19 protein-coding genes are annotated in these 18791 nt (G+C 68.4%); all 19 read right to left on the bottom strand.

What is annotated here, in order from left to right; genetic code table 11:
* Positions 1–59: 59 nt before the first annotated feature.
* Entirely contained in the window at positions 60–509 is a 450-nt protein-coding gene (locus tag OHA05_RS24940) for a DUF2550 domain-containing protein (protein WP_328861760.1), read from the bottom strand.
* Positions 510–648: 139 nt separating this feature from the next.
* On the bottom strand, positions 649–1032 hold the full coding sequence (locus OHA05_RS24935; RefSeq protein WP_313944063.1) for a F0F1 ATP synthase subunit epsilon: 384 nt from the start codon (positions 1030–1032) through the stop codon (positions 649–651).
* A gap of 111 nt (positions 1033–1143) precedes the next feature.
* Positions 1144–2586 (bottom strand): F0F1 ATP synthase subunit beta, encoded by a 1443-nt coding sequence (atpD, locus tag OHA05_RS24930; RefSeq protein WP_313944064.1) that lies wholly within the window; start codon positions 2584–2586, stop codon positions 1144–1146.
* Positions 2586–3503 carry a F0F1 ATP synthase subunit gamma gene (locus tag OHA05_RS24925; RefSeq protein WP_313944065.1) on the bottom strand — a complete coding sequence of 306 codons (918 nt, stop codon included), beginning with the start codon at positions 3501–3503 and terminating at the stop codon, positions 2586–2588. Before OHA05_RS24925 ends, atpD begins: the two co-directional genes overlap by 1 nt.
* A 20-nt stretch (positions 3504–3523) precedes the next feature.
* A complete protein-coding gene (gene atpA, locus OHA05_RS24920) occupies positions 3524–5116 on the bottom strand; it encodes a F0F1 ATP synthase subunit alpha (RefSeq protein WP_313944066.1) in 1593 nt (530 codons plus the stop codon).
* 143 nt (positions 5117–5259) lie between these two features.
* Positions 5260–6075, bottom strand: coding sequence for a F0F1 ATP synthase subunit delta (locus tag OHA05_RS24915; RefSeq protein ID WP_313944067.1), 816 nt, complete (start codon positions 6073–6075; stop codon positions 5260–5262).
* Positions 6072–6620, bottom strand: coding sequence for a F0F1 ATP synthase subunit B (locus OHA05_RS24910; RefSeq protein ID WP_313944068.1), 549 nt, complete (start codon positions 6618–6620; stop codon positions 6072–6074). Before OHA05_RS24910 ends, OHA05_RS24915 begins: the two co-directional genes overlap by 4 nt.
* Before the next feature lie 39 nt (positions 6621–6659).
* Complete coding sequence (atpE, locus tag OHA05_RS24905) at positions 6660–6896, bottom strand: ATP synthase F0 subunit C (protein ID WP_313944069.1); 237 nt, start codon at positions 6894–6896, stop codon at positions 6660–6662.
* 74 nt (positions 6897–6970) lie between these two features.
* The gene (gene atpB / locus OHA05_RS24900) at positions 6971–7741 is read right to left on the bottom strand and encodes a F0F1 ATP synthase subunit A (RefSeq protein ID WP_328863453.1); all 771 of its coding nucleotides are present in this window, start codon (positions 7739–7741) and stop codon (positions 6971–6973) included.
* 273 nt (positions 7742–8014) lie between these two features.
* Entirely contained in the window at positions 8015–8452 is a 438-nt protein-coding gene (locus tag OHA05_RS24895) for a hypothetical protein (protein WP_313944070.1), read from the bottom strand.
* Between the two features lie 261 nt (positions 8453–8713).
* On the bottom strand, positions 8714–10078 hold the full coding sequence (locus OHA05_RS24890) for an MraY family glycosyltransferase (protein WP_328861759.1): 1365 nt from the start codon (positions 10076–10078) through the stop codon (positions 8714–8716).
* Between the two features lie 106 nt (positions 10079–10184).
* Complete coding sequence (glyA, locus tag OHA05_RS24885; protein WP_313944072.1) at positions 10185–11456, bottom strand: serine hydroxymethyltransferase; 1272 nt, start codon at positions 11454–11456, stop codon at positions 10185–10187.
* A gap of 104 nt (positions 11457–11560) precedes the next feature.
* Positions 11561–12208 (bottom strand): arsenate reductase/protein-tyrosine-phosphatase family protein, encoded by a 648-nt coding sequence (locus OHA05_RS24880; RefSeq protein ID WP_313944073.1) that lies wholly within the window; start codon positions 12206–12208, stop codon positions 11561–11563.
* Entirely contained in the window at positions 12205–12852 is a 648-nt protein-coding gene (locus tag OHA05_RS24875) for an L-threonylcarbamoyladenylate synthase (RefSeq protein WP_313944074.1), read from the bottom strand. Before OHA05_RS24875 ends, OHA05_RS24880 begins: the two co-directional genes overlap by 4 nt.
* Positions 12853–12928: 76 nt before the next feature.
* Positions 12929–13774: a peptide chain release factor N(5)-glutamine methyltransferase gene (gene prmC / locus OHA05_RS24870; RefSeq protein ID WP_313944075.1), complete on the bottom strand. Its 846-nt coding sequence runs from the start codon at positions 13772–13774 to the stop codon at positions 12929–12931.
* A gap of 28 nt (positions 13775–13802) precedes the next feature.
* Positions 13803–14882, bottom strand: a complete 1080-nt coding sequence (gene prfA / locus OHA05_RS24865; protein ID WP_328861758.1) for a peptide chain release factor 1 — start codon at positions 14880–14882, stop codon at positions 13803–13805.
* Positions 14883–14991: 109 nt separating this feature from the next.
* Positions 14992–15213, bottom strand: coding sequence for a 50S ribosomal protein L31 (rpmE, locus tag OHA05_RS24860; RefSeq protein WP_313944077.1), 222 nt, complete (start codon positions 15211–15213; stop codon positions 14992–14994).
* A gap of 170 nt (positions 15214–15383) precedes the next feature.
* Positions 15384–16493, bottom strand: coding sequence for an LCP family protein (locus tag OHA05_RS24855; RefSeq protein ID WP_313944078.1), 1110 nt, complete (start codon positions 16491–16493; stop codon positions 15384–15386).
* A 299-nt stretch (positions 16494–16792) separates the two neighbouring features.
* Positions 16793–18550, bottom strand: coding sequence for a trypsin-like serine protease (locus OHA05_RS24850; protein ID WP_313944079.1), 1758 nt, complete (start codon positions 18548–18550; stop codon positions 16793–16795).
* Positions 18551–18791: the final 241 nt, after the last annotated feature.

Genomic DNA, 18791 nt, shown 5'->3' with positions numbered 1-18791 from the left:
TGGAACGGGTCCGTCCCCGTCCACCCCGGCTTCTTCATGTCCGACGCACGCCCGGTGCCCTACGCGACGTTCACCCTCTGCCCGGGAGGCGCCGCCTCCAGCCAGGCGAGGAAACCGGTCAGCGCGTCCTCGCTCATCGCGAGCTCCAGACGCGTACCCCGGTGGACACAGCCCAGCACGATCGCGTCGGACAGCAGCGCCAGCTCCTCCTCGCCCTCCGGAGTGCGGCGGGCCACGACCTCGATGGCGGAGCGCTCCAGGACCCGGCGGGGACGCGGAGAGTAGGAGAAGACGCGGAACCACATGATCCGGTCGCCGCTGTACCGCGCGACGCCGTACACCCAGCCCTTGCCGGAAAGATCCGACTCGTCCAGGACGTTCCAGCGCAGGCTGCAGTCGAAGGTGCCGCCGGAACGCTGGATCAGGCGACGGCGCAGACCGAAGACGAAGAGCCCGATCCCCACCAGCACAACGAAGACCAGACCGCTCACAAGCAGAGCGAGGAACATCTCCACCGACCTCCTCGCATCGATCTCGTCATGGTCCGCACCGGTGTTCCCATGTGCGCCTGCATTGCCTCAGCCGCGACACGGTCTGGAGGTGTCCAGTCCGGGCCGCGGCTGAGGGCGACAACTGTCGGCGGGGTGCTCAGCGCACCGCCACCGCACGCAGTCGGACGTCGGCACGGCGCTCTGCGGCGGCGTCGTCGTCGGACTTTGCGCGCTCCAGCGCACGCTCGGCGCGCTGGGCATCGATCTCGTCCGCCAGCTCGGCAATCTCCGCCAGCAGCGAGAGCTTGTTGTCGGCGAAGGAGATGAAACCGCCGTGCACAGCGGCGACGACAGTCCCGGCTCCGCCTTCAGAGCTTGTACGGATGGTCACCGGGCCCGACTCCAGCACACCGAGCAGCGGCTGGTGACCGGGCATGACGCCGATGTCGCCGGACGTGGTGCGCGCGACGACCAGGGTGGCCTCGCCGGACCATACCTGCCGGTCAGCGGCGACCAGCTCGACGTGCAGCTCAGCAGCCAAGGGTGGCTCCTCGGGTCACCACCCGGCGGTTCTGCCGGGTGTTGGGTCAATTCTACGGGGCGTACGAAAGGGGGCGGGACGGACCCCGCCCCCTTTCACGAGTCACGGGACTCAGGAGACGCCGAGCTCCTTGGCGTTGGCCTTGAGGTCCTCAATGCCACCGCACATGAAGAACGCCTGCTCGGGGAAGTGGTCGTACTCTCCGTCGCAGATCGCGTTGAACGCGGTGATCGACTCGTCGAGCGGCACGTCCGAGCCGTCCACGCCGGTGAACTGCTTGGCGACGTGGGTGTTCTGGGACAGGAAGCGCTCCACGCGACGGGCACGGTGGACAACGAGCTTGTCCTCCTCGCCCAGCTCGTCGATACCGAGAATCGCGATGATGTCCTGGAGGTCCTTGTACTTCTGCAGGACACCCTTGACACGGGTCGCCGTGTCGTAGTGCTCCTGCGTGATGTAGCGCGGGTCCAGGATGCGGGACGTGGAGTCCAGCGGGTCCACGGCCGGGTAGATGCCCTTCTCGGAGATCGGACGGGAGAGAACCGTCGTCGCGTCGAGGTGGGCGAAGGTGGTGGCCGGGGCCGGGTCGGTCAGGTCGTCCGCGGGGACGTAGATCGCCTGCATCGACGTGATCGAGTGACCACGCGTCGAGGTGATGCGCTCCTGCAGCAGACCCATCTCGTCGGCCAGGTTCGGCTGGTAACCCACCGCGGACGGCATACGGCCGAGCAGGGTGGACACCTCGGAGCCGGCCTGGGTGTACCGGAAGATGTTGTCGATGAAGAAGAGCACGTCCTGCTTCTGCACATCGCGGAAGTACTCCGCCATGGTCAGACCGGCCAGCGCGACGCGAAGACGCGTGCCCGGGGGCTCGTCCATCTGACCGAAGACAAGCGCCGTCTTGTCGATGACGCCGGACTCGGTCATTTCCTCGATGAGGTCGTTGCCCTCACGAGTACGCTCACCGACGCCCGCGAACACCGACACACCGTCGTGGTTGTTGGCGACGCGGTAGATCATTTCCTGGATCAGAACGGTCTTGCCGACACCGGCACCACCGAACAGACCGATCTTTCCACCCTTGACGTACGGGGTGAGAAGGTCGATGACCTTGATGCCGGTCTCGAACATCTCGGTCTTGGACTCGAGCTGGTCGAAGCTGGGCGCCTTGCGGTGGATCGGCCAGCGCTCGGTGGTCTCGCTGTTCGCCTCGGGGACGTTCAGCACCTCACCGAGGGTGTTGAACACCTTGCCCTTGGTGAAGTCGCCGACCGGGACGGTGATGCCCGCACCGGTGTTCGTCACCGTGGCCTGGCGGACCAGACCGTCGGTGGGCTGCATCGAGATCGCGCGGACCAGGCCCTCGCCGAGGTGCTGGGCGACCTCGAGGGTCAGCGTCTTGAGCTTGCCGTCCTCGGCCGGGTCGGCCACCTCGACGGTGAGCGCGTTGTAGATCTCCGGCATCGCGTCGACGGGGAACTCCACGTCGACGACCGGGCCGATGACCCGGGCGACGCGGCCCGTGGCAACGGCCGTCTCAACTGTCGTCGTCATTACTTGTCACTCCCCGCGGTCGCGTCGGCCAGGGCGCTGGCGCCACCGACGATCTCGCTGATTTCCTGGGTGATTTCGGCCTGGCGGGCCGCGTTGGCAAGCCGGGAGAGGCTCTTGATGAGCTCCCCGGCGTTGTCGGTCGCCGACTTCATCGCGCGGCGGGTGGCAGCGTGCTTGGAAGCAGCGGCCTGGAGCAGCGCGTTGTAGATCCGGCTCTCGACGTAGCGCGGCAGCAGGGCGTCGAGGACGTCCTCCGCCGACGGCTCGAAGTCGAACAGGGGCAGAATCTCCCCCTTGGTGCCGCTCTCCTCCGCCGCCTGCTCGATGCTGAGCGGCAGCAGCCGGTTCTGCACCGGCGTCTGCGTCAGCATCGAGACGAACTCGGTGAAGACGATGTGGAGCTCGTCCACGCCGCCCTCGGCCGTGTCCTGCTGGACTGCTTCGATCAGCGGTGCGGCAACCTTCTTGGCGTCCGCGTACGTCGGGTTGTCGGTGAATCCGGTCCACGACTCCGTGACCGTGCGCTCACGGAAGCCGTAGTACGAGACACCCTTGCGGCCGACGATGTAGCTGACGACCTCCTTGCCCTCGCCCTGGAGCCGCTCGGTGAGCTGGTCCGCCGCCTTGATGGCGTTGGCGGAGTAGCCGCCGGCCAGACCGCGGTCGCTCGTGATGAGCAGAACCGCGGCGCGGACCGGGGACTCCACCTCGGTGGTGAGGGGGTGCTGGGTGTTCGACCCCGTGGCCACCGCGGTCACCGCGCGGGTGAGCTCGGTCGCGTACGGGGTGGAGGCCGACACCTGGCGCTGCGCCTTGACGATGCGCGAGGCGGCGATCATCTCCATCGCCTTGGTGATCTTCTTGGTCGCGGTGACGGATTTGATGCGACGCTTGTAGACCCGGAGCTGGGCTCCCATGAGTCAGGTCCCTTCCGTCGTCACTTGCTCGTGCTGACCGGAGCGTCGTCGCCCAGAAGCTGGCCGTCCGCGGTCTCGAACTGCCGCTTGAAGGCGGTGATCGCGTCGGCGATGGACTGCAGGGTGTCGTCCGACATCTTGCCGCCCTCGGCGATGCTGGTCAGCAGCTCCTTGCGCTCGCGGCGCAGGTACTCGAGCAGCTCGGCCTCGAAGCGCCGGATGTCCTGGACCGGAACGTCGTCCATCTTGCCGGTGGTACCGGCCCAGACGGAGACGACCTGCTCCTCGACGGGCATCGGCTGGTACTGGCCCTGCTTCAGCAGCTCGACCATGCGCTTGCCGCGCTCCATCTGCGCCTTGGAGGCCGCGTCCAGGTCGGAACCGAAGGCGGCGAACGCCTCCAGCTCGCGGTACTGGGCGAGGTCCACGCGAAGACGGCCGGAGACCTGCTTCATGGCCTTGTGCTGGGCGGAGCCACCGACACGGGAGACCGAGATACCGACGTTCAGCGCCGGGCGCTGGCCCGCGTTGAACAGGTCGGACTCCAGGAAGCACTGGCCGTCGGTGATGGAGATGACGTTGGTCGGGATGAACGCCGACACGTCGTTCGCCTTGGTCTCGACGATCGGCAGACCGGTCATCGAACCGGCGCCCATGTCGTCGGAGAGCTTGGCGCAGCGCTCCAGCAGACGCGAGTGCAGGTAGAAGACGTCACCGGGGTACGCCTCACGGCCCGGCGGACGGCGCAGCAGCAGCGACACGGCGCGGTAGGCGTCGGCCTGCTTCGACAGGTCGTCGAAGATGATCAGGACGTGCTTGCCGGCGTACATCCAGTGCTGGCCGATGGCCGAGCCCGTGTACGGCGCCAGGTACTTGAAGCCGGCCGGGTCGGACGCCGGGGCGGCGACGATGGTCGTGTACTCCAGGGCGCCGGCCTCCTCCAGGGCACCGCGCACGGACGCGATGGTGGAGCCCTTCTGGCCGATGGCGACGTAGATGCAGCGCACCTGCTTGTTCACGTCGCCCGAGCGCCAGTTGTCGCGCTGGTTGATGATCGTGTCGACGGCCAGAGCGGTCTTGCCGGTCTGACGGTCACCAATGATCAGCTGACGCTGACCGCGGCCGATCGGCACCATGGCGTCGACGGCCTTGTAGCCGGTCTGCATCGGCTCGTGCACCGACTTACGGATCATGACGCCAGGGGCCTGCAGCTCCAGGGCGCGGCGTCCGTCGGTCTCGATCTCGCCGAGGCCGTCGATCGGGTTGCCGAGCGGGTCGACGACACGGCCGAGGTAGCCCTCGCCGACGCCGACGGAGAGGACCTCTCCGGTGCGGCGCACCGGCTGTCCCTCCTCGATACCGCTGAACTCGCCGAGGACGACTGCACCGATCTCGCGCTCCTCGAGGTTGAGGGCGAGACCGAGGGTTCCGTCCTCGAACTTCAGCAGCTCGTTCGCCATGGCCGAGGGCAGACCCTCGACCTTCGCGATGCCGTCGCCGGCAACGCTGACCGTCCCGACCTCCTCGCGCGAGGCCGCGTCCGGCTTGTACGACTGGACAAAGTTCTCCAGCGCGTCCCGGATCTCCTCCGGCCGGATCGTGAGCTCCGCCATCTGGGTTCCCTGCTCTCCTTGTTGGGCCCGAAGTTTCTTAGGGGGTCTGGGGGCCGACCCCCAGGAATCTTCTGCAATTTCTGCACGGCCCAACCGGGCCGCTGGTACTGCTCGTCTGTCGTGTTCAGTTAGTGGCGGCCGGGTCAGCCGGCCATGCGACGGGCCACCTCGTCGAGGCGGTCCGCGATGGTGCCGTTGATGACCTCGTCGCCGACCCGCACCGAGATCCCGCCGAGGACCTCGGGGTCCACGTCCAGGTTCAGGTGCATGTCGCGGCCGTACAGCTTCGCCAGAGCGGCACCGAGGCGCTGCTTCTGCCGGTCGGTGAGCGGGACAGCCGAGGTGACGACCGCGACCGTCCGCTCCCTGCGCCCGGCAGCGAGCTTGGACAGGGAGTCGAGTCCCTGCTCCAGGCTACGTCCCCGGGGCGCGGTCACAAGACTCACGACCAGTCGCTCGGTGGCCGGATCCGCCTTGCCGCCCAGCAGGCTGCGCAGCAGCTCCGCCTTGCGGGACGGCGACACCGACTTGTCGGTCAGCGCGGCCCGGAGCTCGGTGTTGGACGCGACGATCCGGCTGAACCGGAACAGCTCGTCCTCGACGTTGTCGAGCACGCCCCTGCGCTGCGCGGCGATGAGCTCGGCGGTGGCCGCCAGCTCCTCGATCGCGTCGACCAGGTCGCGCGACCTCGACCAGCGGGAGCGGACCATGCCGGAGACCAGATCAGCGGTCTCGCCACCGACCTGACCGCTCAGCAGGCGCGCCGCCAGCTCGGCCTTCGCCTCGCCGGCCTGCGCCGGGTCGGTCAGGACCCGACGCAGCGACACCTCGCGGTCGAGCAGCGCGGTGACGGCGGCCAGCTCCTCGGCGAGCTTCGCCGCGTCGACGGACGTGTTGTCCGTCAGCGCGTCGAGGGACTCGCGTGCGGCAGCCAGTGCCTCGCGGCTCGCTCCGTTCATCGCGCGGCCTCGGCCTTCTCCTCGAGGTCGTCGAGGAAGCGGTCGATGGTCCGGCTCTGCCGGGCGACGTCCTCGAGGGACTCACCCACGAGCTTGCCCGCCAGCTCGGTCGCGAGCGTGCCCACGTCCTGACGCAGCGCGGCAGCCGCAGCCTTGCGGTCGGCCTCGATCTGGGCGTGGCCGGCCGCGATGATCTCCTCACGCTGCCGCTGGCCTTCCGCCTTCATCTCCTGGATGATCGCGGTGCCCTGCTCGTTCGCCTCCTGGCGCATACGAGCGGCTTCATGACGGGCCTCGGCAAGCTGAGCCTTGTACTGCTCAAGGACGCTCTCGGCCTCGATCTTGGCCGCATCGGCCTTCTCCATGCCGCCTTCGATGGCCTCGCGACGCTCTTCCAGAACCTTGTTGATGTTCGGGAGGAGCTTCTTCGCGAAGAAGAAGAAGACGATGGCGAAGGCGATCAGGCCGACAAGCAGCTCGGGGCCCGGAGGAATGAGCGGGTTCTGCTCTTCCCCGGCCGCCAGCTGAACGATGTTGGCGATCACATCAATGCCTTTCGTCGAAAGTGGTCAGCGAAACGAGGATCACTGACCGTAAACGAACGGCAGAACGATGCCGATGAGGGCGAGCGCCTCACAGAAGGCGAAACCAAGGATCTGGTTGGCACGGATCAGGCCGGCAGCCTCGGGCTGACGGGCAAGAGCCTGGGTGCCGTTACCGAAGACAATGCCGACGCCGATGCCGGGGCCGATCGCGGCGAGGCCGTAGCCGATGGAGCCGAGCGAACCGGTGACGGCGGCGAGGGTCTCAGTGGCAGCCATGCTGATTCTTCCTTTTCATTAACGGACCGGTGGGGGTTGGCCACCGGACGCTTCTTGGTGGTGCGGGCGAGGGCTCAGTGGTGCTCGGCGAGAGCGCCCTGAATGTAGGTGCAGGCCAGGAGGACGAAGACGTACGCCTGGACGGCCTGCACGAAGAGCTCGAAGCCGATCATGGCGATCGTCATCACGAACGAGACACCGGCGGCCGGGATCAGCCAGCTGTTCAGCAGGTACCAGGAGGCGACGGTGAACATCACCAGCATCAGGTGACCGGCGAACATGTTGGCGAAGAGTCGCACGGCGTGCGTGAACGGCCGGACCAGCAGGTTCGAGAAGAACTCGATGAACGAGACCAGCCACTTGATCGGGCCGAGCGAGTTGTCGTAGCCGGTGATGTTCTTCCAGCCGCCGACGAATCCGTGCTTCTTGAACGTCAGGGTCACCCAGATCACGTAGACGATCAGTGCCAGCACGATCGGGTACGCGATGATCGATGACACGGGGAACTGTGCCAGCGGGATCACGGACCAGATGTTCATGATCCAGACGAAGAAGAAGATGGAGACCATCAGCGGGACGTACTTCTCGCCCTCCCGCTTGCCGAGGGTCTCGTAGACGATGCCGCGGCGTACGAAGTCGTAGCCGGCTTCACCGATCATCTGGAGCTTGCCGGGGACGACCTTTGCCTTCCCGAAAGCCAGCGTGAAGAAGGTGACGACGACCAACGTGGTGAGCAGCGCGAGCAGCATCACCTTGTTGAACTCGAAGCCTCCGACGGTGAAGATCGGCTGGAAAAGGAAGGAGTGCAGGCCCGGTGCCGGAAAGCCACAGCCGTTGTCGGCCATGATGCGGCAGCTCCAGTCAAAGGCGAGCGTGGTCTGTTCAGCACTCACCGCGGGCTCCTTCGGCGTGACGCATGGGTTCGGCAACCTCGTTGTGTCGGAGCGGCGCGCAGCCGCGAGTCGGCACCGGAGTGGTGTTTCGGATGTGGGGGCGGCGGTCAGGCATCGAAGCCTCGCGTCGAGCAGGCGTCAGCTCGGATGCCCGCGCCCGCAGTGCCGCAGTTGGCACCGGACGATAGCAGGGTCTCGAACGGGCATTTATACCGGCCCTACCTGTCACGTCGTGGACCCCGTCGTTTCGCCCTGACGGGGAGCAGACGGTTCGGGTTCGACGTAGAGCATCTTCGCCTTCATGTGGGCACGGGCCTGCGCAGACACCCAGACGAGCGTGGCGGCGACCAATGTCGCGGCGAACGCCTTGGGGTTGAACAGCGTCGTGTCCTTGAACGCCGCGACGAAGATGAAGAGCACCAGCAGCTGCGTCGTGTACAGCATCAGGCCCATGGCCTGGAAGAGCTGCGGGAACTGCTTGGCGGTCCGCTGGAGGACCACGATGCCGATCCCCATGAAGACGATGACCACCAGTGCGCCGACCGCCGCGCCGAGCGCCCCTTTTCCACCGGCGACCACTCCACTGATCGCAGCGGCGATGGCGCCGGCCGCGGCGGTGGGGACGGCGGTGTGAAGGAGTGAGCGTGCGTCGTTGGACGGCATGGCGGCAGCTCCGCTTGCTGGTGGGGGCAGTGGTGTCGTCATGGACGAGCGTAGTCCCGGTCCGAGATGGGTCTCGGGGCCAACCAACCGTCGCACTACGGTCCTTCGGCGCTGTCTCCGGGTCTCGTGAACGGTATCACAAACTATTTGATGAGGTCTTTACCCGAAGGTGTGCCAACTCTCACACATGAGAGTGAACGCGCCCGTGTGTGCACGACAAGCCGTCGCTATGTCTGGTAATAGGCGACATACCGGAAACCGTCAGCCGCGCGTGCCGGCCTTCCGCCGGTCAGGGAGGCGCGAACGAGCGCCGATCGCTGTCGCTCCGTTGACGCCCGCCGGAATCGGCGTCCGCTCCTGGGGCTCCGCGGCCGCCTCGGACACCGCGGTACCGGACGCGGCCGGCTCGCCCTGCGCATCGTGCGCCGACGAGGCCGGGGCGAGGGCCGGCCGCACCGCACGGCGGCGGTAGCGGGGCGGGACGAACGCCTCGGCCCAGCGCGGTGCCCGCGGGGTGAAGCGCGGCAGCAGCAGAAGCACCAGGCCGACGGCGCTCAGCGCGACGACGAGCATCACGATCCACATGGACGCCGAGTGCACGGAGTACGCGACCACGCCGAACGCGATCAGCGCCGACCAGAAGTACATGATCAGGACCGCGCGGCTGTGCGAGTGCCCGATCTCCAGCAGCCGGTGGTGGAGATGCCCGCGGTCCGCGGCGAACGGCGACTGGCCGTTCCAGGTGCGTCGGACGATCGCCAGCACCAGGTCCGCGACCGGGATCGCGATGATCGTCAGCGGCAGCAGCAGCGGGATGAAGACCGGCAGTGCCGCGTGCGTGGCCTCACGGGTGCTGCCCTCGAAGATCTTGAGAGCGTCGGGGTCCACCTGGCCGGTCACCGAGATCGCGGCCGCCGCCAGCACCAGACCGATCAGCATCGATCCCGAGTCGCCCATGAAGATACGCGCCGGGTGCATGTTGTGCGGCAGGAAGCCGAGGCACATGCCCATCAGGATGGCGGTGAACAGGCTGGCGGGGGCCGCCGCCTCGATCCCGTAGCTGAACCAGATGCGATAGGCGTAGAGGAAGAAGGCCGCGGCGGCGATGCACACCATGCCGGCGGCCAGTCCGTCCAGGCCGTCGACGAAGTTCACGGCGTTGATCGTGATGACGACGAGCGCCACGGTCAGCAGGGTGCCCTGCCAGGAGGTCAGCGAGACCGTTCCCACACCGGGCACGGGGATCCACAGGATCGTCAGACCCTGCATCACCATCACACCCGCGGCGATCATCTGTCCGCCGAGCTTGATCAGGGCGTCGATCTCGAACTTGTCGTCCAGGACGCCGATGATCCAGATCAGGGCGGCTCCGGAGAGCAGCGCACGCGGTTCGTTGGACAGCTCGAAGACGCTGTTCAGGTTCTGCAGATGGTCGGCGACCAGCAGACCGGCGCACAGGCCGAAGAACATGGCGATGCCGCCGAGTCTCGGCGTCGGCTCTCGGTGTACGTCGCGGGCACGGATCTCCGGCATCGCGCCGGTCGCGATGGCGAACTTCCGCACCGGACCGGTCAGCAGATAGGTCACCGCAGCCGTGACACAGAGCGTCAGCAGGTAATCACGCACGGGCTGCCCCACAGGAATCGCTGGCCATCTCAGCCCCACACCCTAGCTCTGGTCGCCCCATGGTTGAGGACATACAGGCGCCGGAGATGGTTGCAGATGCTTCCGGCTACCTCTGGTAGGGCGGAAATCTACCGGCCATCTCACGCACGTCCGTACGGATCTTCCTCGCCTCCTCGCCCTCTTCACGAATCGCCGCGGTGAACAACGACGCGATCCGGCTCATCTCGGTCTCGCCCATGCCCTGGGTGGTGACGGCCGCGGTCCCGAGCCGGATGCCGCGACCGTCCCCGTACGGCAGCGCACAGGTGTCGAGGACCAGTCCGGCGGCGGCCAGACGACCGCGCGCGATCCGGCCGTCCACCCCCAGGGGCGCGGGGTCCGCGCTGATCAGATGGGTGTCGGTGCCGCCGGTGAGGACCGCGAAGCCCTCGTCCGCGAGCTCCTCGGCCAGTACGCGCGCGTTCGCGACGACCCGATGGGCGTAGGTCGTGAACGCCGGCGTCGCCGCCTCCCCGAAGGCCACCGCTTTGGCCGCGATCGTGTGCATCTGCGCGCCGCCCTGGGTGAAGGGGAACACCGCCCGGTCGATGCGCTCCGCGAGCTCCGAACCGCACAGGATCATGCCGCCGCGCGGTCCGCGCAGCACCTTGTGCGTGGTGGCGCACACCACATCGGCGTACGGGACGGGATTGGGCGCCGCGCCACCGGCGATCAGCCCCATCGGATGGGCGGCGTCCGCGATCAGATACGCGCCGACCTCGTCCGCGATCTCGCGGAACAACGCGTAGTCGGGGTGACGCGGATAGGAGATGGAGCCGCAGACCACTGCCTTGGGCCGGTGCTGCCGGGCCAGGGAGCGCACCTGGTCGTAGTCGATGACGCCGGTCTCGGCCTCGACGCCGTAGCCGACGAAGTCGAACCAGCGGCCCGAGAAGTTCGCGGGTGAGCCGTGGGTGAGGTGTCCGCCGTACGGCAGTCCCATGGCGAGCACGGTGTCGCCGGGACGCAGCAGCGCGGCGTAGGCCGCGAGGATCGCGGAGGAGCCGGAGTGGGACTGCACATTGGCGTGCTCCGCGCCGAACAGGGCGGTGGCGCGCTGGACGGCGATCCGCTCGGCGGTGTCGACGAGTTCGCAGCCGCCGTGGTGACGGGCGCCGGGATAGCCCTCGGCGTACTTGTTGGCCAGCGGAGAGCCGAGAGCGGCGAGGACGGCGGGCGAGGTGAAGTTCTCCGCCGCGATGAGCTGGAGGCTGTCGCTCTGCCGTTGCTCCTCCCCCAGGATCACCTCGGCGATCTCGGGGTCCTGACGGCGCAGGGCGTCGAAGTCCCCACCGTGATGGCTGATGCGGGCGGTGTCAGGTGCTGCGGTGACCGGCATCTGTGGCTCCAGGCGTGGGCTGGCCGTGAAGTCCAATGTAGGCCGGTGGGCCGCGCGATGCGCGGCGATCGCGCCGTCCGGGTGGCCGGTGGCGGTCGGTGCCCTCAGCGCCGGGCAGGAATGCCCGTCAGCGCGGTGACGACAGGGTCCAGGGCCTGGTTGATCTCGTCGCCGATCGAACGGAAGAACGTGATGGGTGCGCCGTAGGGGTCGTAGACCTCGTCAGCGTCGGGGCTCGGCGCCAGCAGCCAGCCGCGCAGCGCCGCCGCGGCCCTGACGAGTGCCCTCGCCCGCTCGACGACGCCCTCGTCCCGGGTGTCCGGCAGCGTGGCCGGGTCTATCGCCCGTACGAGCCGGGTGAACTCCTTCAGCGTGAACGTCCGCAGGCCCGCCGAGTGCCCCATCGAGATGACCTGCGCCCGGTGGTCCCGGGTCGCCGTGAGGACCAGGTCCGCACGGATCACGTGCTCGTCCAGCAGTTCGCGTCCCACGAACCCGGTCGCGTCCGCGCCGAAGTCGGCGAGGACCACCTCGGCGTTGGCCTCCATGGGTGCGCCCTCGTGGCCCCAGGTGCCGGCGCTCTCCACGATCAGTCCGCGGGTCAGCGGATCCCCGAGGCGCACGCTGAGGGCATGCCGCGTCAGCCGCTCGGTGATCGGCGAGCGGCACACGTTGCCGGTGCTGACGTGGAGGATTCTGAAGGTGTCGACAGCGGTCGCCGCACCTATGCCACGCCCCTCAGGGGCGGTCAATTGGCCACCTCGAGGTCGGGTACGACTTTGCGGAGCTCGTCCGCGTCGAGCGCCCCCGCCCGCAGCAGAACCGGCACCTTGCCCGTGACGTCGACGATCGAGGACGGCACGATGCCCGGCGTCGGACCGCCGTCGAGGTAGACGGAGACGGAGTCGCCGAGCATGTCCTGCGCCGCGTCGCAGTCCTCGGGCGCCGGGTGACCGGTGAGGTTGGCGGACGACACGGCCATCGGGCCGGTCTCGGTGAGCAGTTCGATCGCGACGGGGTGCAGCGGCATCCGGATCGCGACGGTGCCACGGGTGTCCCCGAGGTCCCACTGGAGCGACGGCTGGTGCTTGGCGACGAGGGTGAGCGCTCCGGGCCAAAAAGCGTCGACGAGCTCCCAGGCCTGCTCGGAGAAGTCGGTGACCAGGCCGTGGAGGGTGTTCGGGGACCCGATGAGGACAGGGGTGGGCATGTTGCGGCCACGCCCCTTCGCCGCCAGGAGGTCCGCGACGCCCTCGGAACTGAAGGCGTCGGCGCCGATCCCGTACACGGTGTCGGTGGGCAGCACGACGAGCTCACCGCGGCGGACGGCGGACGCGGCCTCGCGCAGGCCGGTCGTGCGGTCGGTCGCGTCGTTGCAGTCGTATCGCCGTGCCATCAGTGGGCCTCCTCGTACACGTACAAGATCTTCGTCGTCTGTGTCGTCTGTGTCGTCTGCGCGGTCGCGGAGCTGATCACGGCATCGCCTTGCGGGCGGTGGCGAAACGCGGCCGCTTGTTCAGGTCGGGGTGGTCGGCCGCGTCCGCCCAGCCGGACTCCTCGTTGAAGATCCACGGCACCTGGCCGCCCTGGGTGTCCGCGTGCTCGATGACCACGAGACCGCCGGGGCGCAGCAGACGGTGCGCGGTGCGCTCGATGCCGCGGATGGTGTCCAGGCCGTCCTCGCCGGAGAACAGGGCCATCTCCGGGTCGTGGTCGCGGGCCTCGGGAGCGACGTACTCCCACTCGGTGAGCGGGATGTACGGCGGGTTGGAGATGACGAGGTCGACCTGGCCGTCCAGTTCGGGCAGCGCGGTGAGCGCGTTGCCCTGGTGGATGGTGACGCGGGAGCCCTCGGCGTTCTTCCGGGCCCAGTTGAGGGCGTCGTCGGAGAGCTCGACGGCGTGCACGCGCGAGCGCGGGACCTCCTGCGCCATCGCCAGCGCGATGGCGCCCGATCCGGTGCACAGGTCGACGATGAGCGGCTCGACGACGTCCATGGCCCGTACGGCGTCTATGGCCCAGCCGACGACGGACTCGGTCTCGGGGCGCGGCACGAAGACTCCGGGGCCGACCTGGAGCTCCAGATAGCGGAAGAAGGCCCGTCCGGTGATGTGCTGGAGCGGTTCACGGGCCTCGCGGCGGGCGATGGTCTCCCAGTAACGGGCGTCGAAGTCCGCGTCCTTGACGTTGTGCAGCTCTCCCCGCTTCACACCGTGGACGAAGGCGGCGAGCTCCTCCGCGTCGAAGCGCGGCGAGGGCACGCCGGCGTCGGCCAGCCGCTGGGTGGCCTGGGCCACCTCGGCGAGCAGCAGGTTCACTGGTCCTCCACCCGTTCCGTACGAGGTGTTACTGGGCGGCCGCGAGCTTTGCGGCGGAGTCGGCGTCGACACAGGCCTGGATGACTGCGTCCAGGTCACCGTCGAGCACCTGGTCCAAGTTGTACGCCTTGAATCCGACACGGTGGTCCGAGATGCGGTTCTCCGGGAAGTTGTACGTGCGGATCTTCTCGGAGCGGTCCACCGTGCGGACCTGGCTGCGGCGCGCGTCCGCGGCCTCCTTCTCGGCCTCCTCCTGCGCCGCGGCCAGCAGCCTGGAGCGCAGGATACGCATCGCCTGCTCCTTGTTCTGGAGCTGGCTCTTCTCGTTCTGGCAGGAGGCCACGATGCCGGTCGGCAGGTGCGTGATGCGGACCGCGGAGTCGGTGGTGTTGACGGACTGGCCGCCCGGCCCCGACGAGCGGTAGACGTCGATGCGCAGGTCGTTGGCGTGGACCTCGACGTCGATCTCCTCCGCCTCGGGCGTGACCAGCACGCCGGCCGCGGAGGTGTGGATACGGCCCTGGGACTCGGTGGCGGGCACGCGCTGCACGCGGTGCACCCCGCCCTCGTACTTCAGCCGCGCCCAGACGCCATGTCCGGGCTCGGTGGCGCCCTGGCCGCCCTTGGTCTTCACGGCGACCTGGACGTCCTTGTAGCCGCCCAGCTCGGACTCGGTGGCGTCGATGATCTCGGTCTTCCAGCCGACGCGCTCGGCGTAGCGCAGATACATCCGCAGCAGGTCGCCGGCGAACAGGGCGGACTCGTCGCCGCCCGCGCCGGCCTTGACCTCGAGGAGGACGTCCTTGTCGTCGCTGGGGTCGCGCGGCACCAGGAGCAGCCGCAGCTTCTCGGTGAGTTCCTCGCGCTGCTGCTCCAGCTCCTTGACCTCGGCGATGAAGTCCGGGTCGTCGGCAGCCAGTTCGCGCGCGGTCAGGATGTCGTCCCCGGTCTGCTTCCAGGAGCGGTACGTGCCGACGATCGGCGTCAGCTCGGCATAACGCTTGCCCAGCTTGCGCGCGTTCGCCTGGTCGGCGTGGACCGAAGGGTCGGCGAGCTTCTTCTCCAGATCGGCGTGCTCGCCGATCAGTTCCTCGACCGCCTCGAACATTCGGGGGCTCCTGGGGGGTGACGATTACTGAACGAGACCTACGGGACGGCAAAGCGCCGGTCCCAGCCGCCCCGCGCGGGGGTGGCCGAGGACCGGCGCAGTTGGCTCGCTACTTCTTGGCGGAGCCGGCCTTGCCGAAGCGGGCCTCGAAGCGGGCCACGCGGCCACCGGTGTCGAGGATCTTCTGCTTGCCCGTGTAGAACGGGTGGCACTCGGAGCAGACCTCGGCACGGATGGCGCCGCTGTCGATGGTGCTGCGAGTGGTGAACGACGCGCCACAGGTACAGCTGACCTGGGTCTCGACGTACTCGGGGTGGATGTCGCGCTTCAAGGTGTCTCCTAGTTTCGGGAGGGCGCCGGGTCGCACGCGCGGGATACGGGTGCGTGAACCGGGGCCGACGTACCAGTCTGCCAGGACCGGCCGTATCTCCCAAAACCGGGGTGCTGTCAGAACTATTCCGCGCGGTTGCGCAGCGTCCGCCGCGCCCGGACGGATGCGGGCTAGTGCGCCCGGACGACGGTGCCGGCGTCGCCCTTGTCGCCCGCCGAATCCTTGACCGCGGAGGCCGGGATGGGCTTGTCCTGCTTGAGCGCCGTCCACACCTGCTGACCGGCGGACTTGATCGGGATCACCCGGTTCGGGTCGACCGGGTCGTACTCGACCGGCATCGTGATCATCTGCACGTCCTGGGCGTCCAGGCCGCCGAGTCCCCTGGCGAAACTCATCAGCTCCGACACGGAGTCGAGCTCGGAGTCCGGGGTGATGGCCTTGGTCGCGGTGTCGGCGACGTCCAGCAGCTTCTTGGGGTTGGTCAGCACGCCGACGCTCTTGACCTGGTCGATGAAGGCCTTCATGAAGGCCTGCTGGAGCTGGATCCGGCCGAGGTCGCTGCCGTCGCCGATGCTCTTGCGGGTGCGGACCAGACCGAGCGACTGCTCCCCGTCGAGGGTGTGCGTGCCCGGCGCCAGGTTCAGATGGCTCTTGGAGTCGTTGATGGGCTTGGCGGTGGTGATCTTCACTCCGCCCAGCTTGTCGATGAGCTTCTTGAAGCCGGTGAAGTCGACCTCGATGTAGTGGTCCATGCGGATCCCCGACATCTTTTCGACGGTCTTCACCGCACAGGCCGGGCCGCCGGACTCGTACGCCGTGTTGAACATCGCGCGCCGGGAGCCGGAGACGGTCCTGCCGTCGCTGTCGGTGCAGTCGGGGCGCTGCACGAGGGTGTCGCGGGGCACGGAGACCACGCTCGCCGTCTTGTGGCCCTCGTAGACGTGCACGATCATCGCGGTGTCCGAGCGGGCGCCGCCCTCGTCGGGGCCGTACTCGGCATTGGCTCCGGCGCGGGAGTCCGAGCCGAGGACGAGGATGTCCATGGAGCCGTTGTCGACGTCGTCGGGCCGGTCGGTGCCGAGCTGGCTGTTGATGTCGACGCCGGTGATGTTGCCGTTGAGCTTGAAGTAGACGTAGCCGAGGCCGGAGCCACCGATGAGGACGAGGCCCGCCGTGGTCCAGGCGGCGACGGTCATGGCACGGCGGCCCGTGGAGGGCTGCTTGCGGCGCTTGCCGCGGCTGCCGCGTATTCGGCTGCCACTGCTGCTCTGCTCGGCCATGATCTCCCCTGTTCCGCCGTCTGCCGCTACCCCCTGCGCGCCGAACCAGGTGCGGTTTGTCTGACCCTGTCAATTTTTGCTCCGCCACTGGTGAGACGGCGCGGCGACGGAAAGGGTTGCACGCGGGCGTGAGAACCGGGTGAGAACGCGGCTGCGCCCGCCGTGCGGGGCACGACGGGCGCAGAGCCTGTCCCATCAGGGGTTTTCCCGGACGGGACGGTGGAGCGGGGTGGGGTGGGGGCGCCGGCGGGTGTGGTGAAGGTCCCACCGGCACCGCCCGTCTCAGCAGGCGTCAGGCCTCAGCCGAAGAGGTTGTACGCCTGCCAGCCGGTGCCGAAGTCCTTGCGTGCACCGAAGATGCCACCGGTCGCCGCGCTGTTGCCGTTGCCCGGGTAGAGCCACAGCTTGCCGGCCGAGTCACGGACCAGGAGGTCGGCGTGACCGTCGCTGTTCACGTCACCGACAGTGACCAGCGCGGTGAAGCTGCTGAGGGTGAACTTGCCGACCAGACGGCGGGCCTCGAACGGGGTCGCGGCCTTGCCGGTGCCCCGGTAGAGGTACGTGGAACCGTCGGCGCCACGGGCCAGGACGTCGGGCTTGCCGTCGCTGGTGAAGTCACCGTGACCGCGGACGACTCCGTACTGGCCCCAGCCGCCACCGACCTGGACGGGGGCGGAGAAGCCGCCGTTGCCCTTGCCCGGGTAGAGGACCAGGTTGCCGGTGGAGTTCACGGTGAGCAGGTCGGGCAGCTCGTCGCCGGTGAGGTCACCGGGGATCAGGATCTGCTTGTTCTTGGCCCAGCCGGTGGACAGCAGCTTCGGGTCCTCGGTGCCGCTGTACATCCAGTAGGTGTAGCCGTTGCTTGTGCGGTAGACGAGGTCTTCCCAGTCGTCACGGTTGAGGTCGCCCTGGATCGCCAGGTTGACGCCGGAGAAGTTGCCGTGGTTCAGCGTGCGGGCGAACGAGGTGACCTTGGAGGTCCAGCCGAACAGCGTGCTGTCCGAGGTGCGGCGGGCCAGCACGTCGGCGGTGTGGTCGTTGTTCCAGTTCGCGTCGTCGACACGGGACTGGATGGGCGCGGAGTAGGTGGAGACCTTCGCGTACACGCCGTACTTCCCGACGGCGGAGCAGTCGATGTCGCCCCACGAGACCAGACCGACGAGCTTGCCGCCGACGACCAGCGGGCCGCCGGAGTCACCGTTGCAGGTGGTCTCGCTGGTGGCGTCCTCGCCGGTGGGCGGGGCACCCGCGCACAGCATGTGGCCCTTGATGAAGTCCGCGCCGTACGCACCGGCGCAGGAGGTGTCCGAGACGGTGTCCGCGTCGGCGACCTTCAGCGTCTGCGAGGCGCTGTCCGGCTCCGTGGAGCTGGTGCGGCCCCAGCCGTAGACCTTGCCGTCCAGGCCCGCCTGGTACAGCGCGCCGTCGGTCGGCTGCGCGAGCGGCAGCGGCTTGACGGAGACGGCCCTGTCGAGCGTGAGGACCGCGACGTCGTTGTCGAGCGAGACGGCGCTGTACGACGGGTGGTTCCACTGGCGGTACGCGCCCACGATCTCACCGCCGTGGAAGTCCCACACCGGGTTGCCGTCCGGGTCCGTCTCACCGGTCTGCGTCGGCAGCTTGTCGGTGCCGACGACGACTCCGCCGTCCTGGTACCACTTGATGCCCTTGACGCAGTGCGCCGCCGTGGCGACCTTCGTCGGGGCGATCACGACACCGCCGCAGAAGTAGCCGGCACCGGTGCTGTCGCTGAAGTGAAGCTGCGCCATCCACGGCGCCGCGGAGATGGTGGTCTCCTTGCCGCCGATGATGCGGCCGCTCGGCGCGGACTTGGCGCCGTCGGGCTGGCTGACCAGGGTGCGCTTGCTCTTCTCGTCGGCCTTCATCACCCCGGCGATCCTCTTGCGGAGCTCGGCCTGGGACGGCTTCGGGGGCTTCTGCGCCGTGTCACTCAGGCGCGGCACCTCCCCCGCCTCCGCGGACTGCGACCCGGACAGGGCGATGCCCGACCCGATCAGCGCGGCCACCACGGCCGCCACCGGTATCGCCAGTCTCATGCGGCGCTTGTGCCGACCACCACGGGTGCGAATCTGCACGCGGTATCCCCTTGGACTTGTCCCGGGAAGCGCGAAACCCCACCGGGAAACCGAATCGGTGGGGCGTGAAGAACGTCTGGGCAGCCCTGGTCCGAGGCCCCCCGGCCTCCCCTGGCGCTGCGCGATTCCCCCCTGGAATCCCCCACCACGAAGGCCCGATCATATGTGCGGGCACAAGGGATTGACCAGCGCCGGAGGGGAC

Source organism: Streptomyces sp. NBC_00306 (genome assembly GCF_036169555.1).
In the GTDB taxonomy this organism is placed as follows: Bacteria; Actinomycetota; Actinomycetes; order Streptomycetales; family Streptomycetaceae; genus Streptomyces; species Streptomyces achmelvichensis.
The sequence above is the reverse complement of the archived record's forward strand: the minus strand, read 5'-3'. Positions and strand labels throughout refer to the sequence as shown.

Bases quoted from the DNA above. Each gene is read 5' to 3' on its own strand.
- OHA05_RS24940 (WP_328861760.1), bottom strand. From the start codon at position 509: ATGTTCCTCGCTCTGCTTGTGAGCGGTCTGGTCTTCGTTGTGCTGGTG.
- atpD (WP_313944064.1), bottom strand. From the start codon at position 2,586: ATGACGACGACAGTTGAGACGGCCGTTGCCACGGGCCGCGTCGCCCGG.
- OHA05_RS24925 (WP_313944065.1), bottom strand. From the start codon at position 3,503: ATGGGAGCCCAGCTCCGGGTCTACAAGCGTCGCATCAAATCCGTCACC.
- atpA (WP_313944066.1), bottom strand. From the start codon at position 5,116: ATGGCGGAGCTCACGATCCGGCCGGAGGAGATCCGGGACGCGCTGGAG.
- OHA05_RS24915 (WP_313944067.1), bottom strand. From the start codon at position 6,075: ATGAACGGAGCGAGCCGCGAGGCACTGGCTGCCGCACGCGAGTCCCTC.
- atpE (WP_313944069.1), bottom strand. From the start codon at position 6,896: ATGGCTGCCACTGAGACCCTCGCCGCCGTCACCGGTTCGCTCGGCTCC.
- atpB (WP_328863453.1), bottom strand. From the start codon at position 7,741: ATGGCCGACAACGGCTGTGGCTTTCCGGCACCGGGCCTGCACTCCTTC.
- OHA05_RS24895 (WP_313944070.1), bottom strand. From the start codon at position 8,452: ATGCCGTCCAACGACGCACGCTCACTCCTTCACACCGCCGTCCCCACC.
- glyA (WP_313944072.1), bottom strand. From the start codon at position 11,456: ATGCCGGTCACCGCAGCACCTGACACCGCCCGCATCAGCCATCACGGT.
- OHA05_RS24875 (WP_313944074.1), bottom strand. From the start codon at position 12,852: ATGGCACGGCGATACGACTGCAACGACGCGACCGACCGCACGACCGGC.
- prfA (WP_328861758.1), bottom strand. From the start codon at position 14,882: ATGTTCGAGGCGGTCGAGGAACTGATCGGCGAGCACGCCGATCTGGAG.
- OHA05_RS24855 (WP_313944078.1), bottom strand. From the start codon at position 16,493: ATGGCCGAGCAGAGCAGCAGTGGCAGCCGAATACGCGGCAGCCGCGGC.
- OHA05_RS24850 (WP_313944079.1), bottom strand. From the start codon at position 18,550: ATGAGACTGGCGATACCGGTGGCGGCCGTGGTGGCCGCGCTGATCGGG.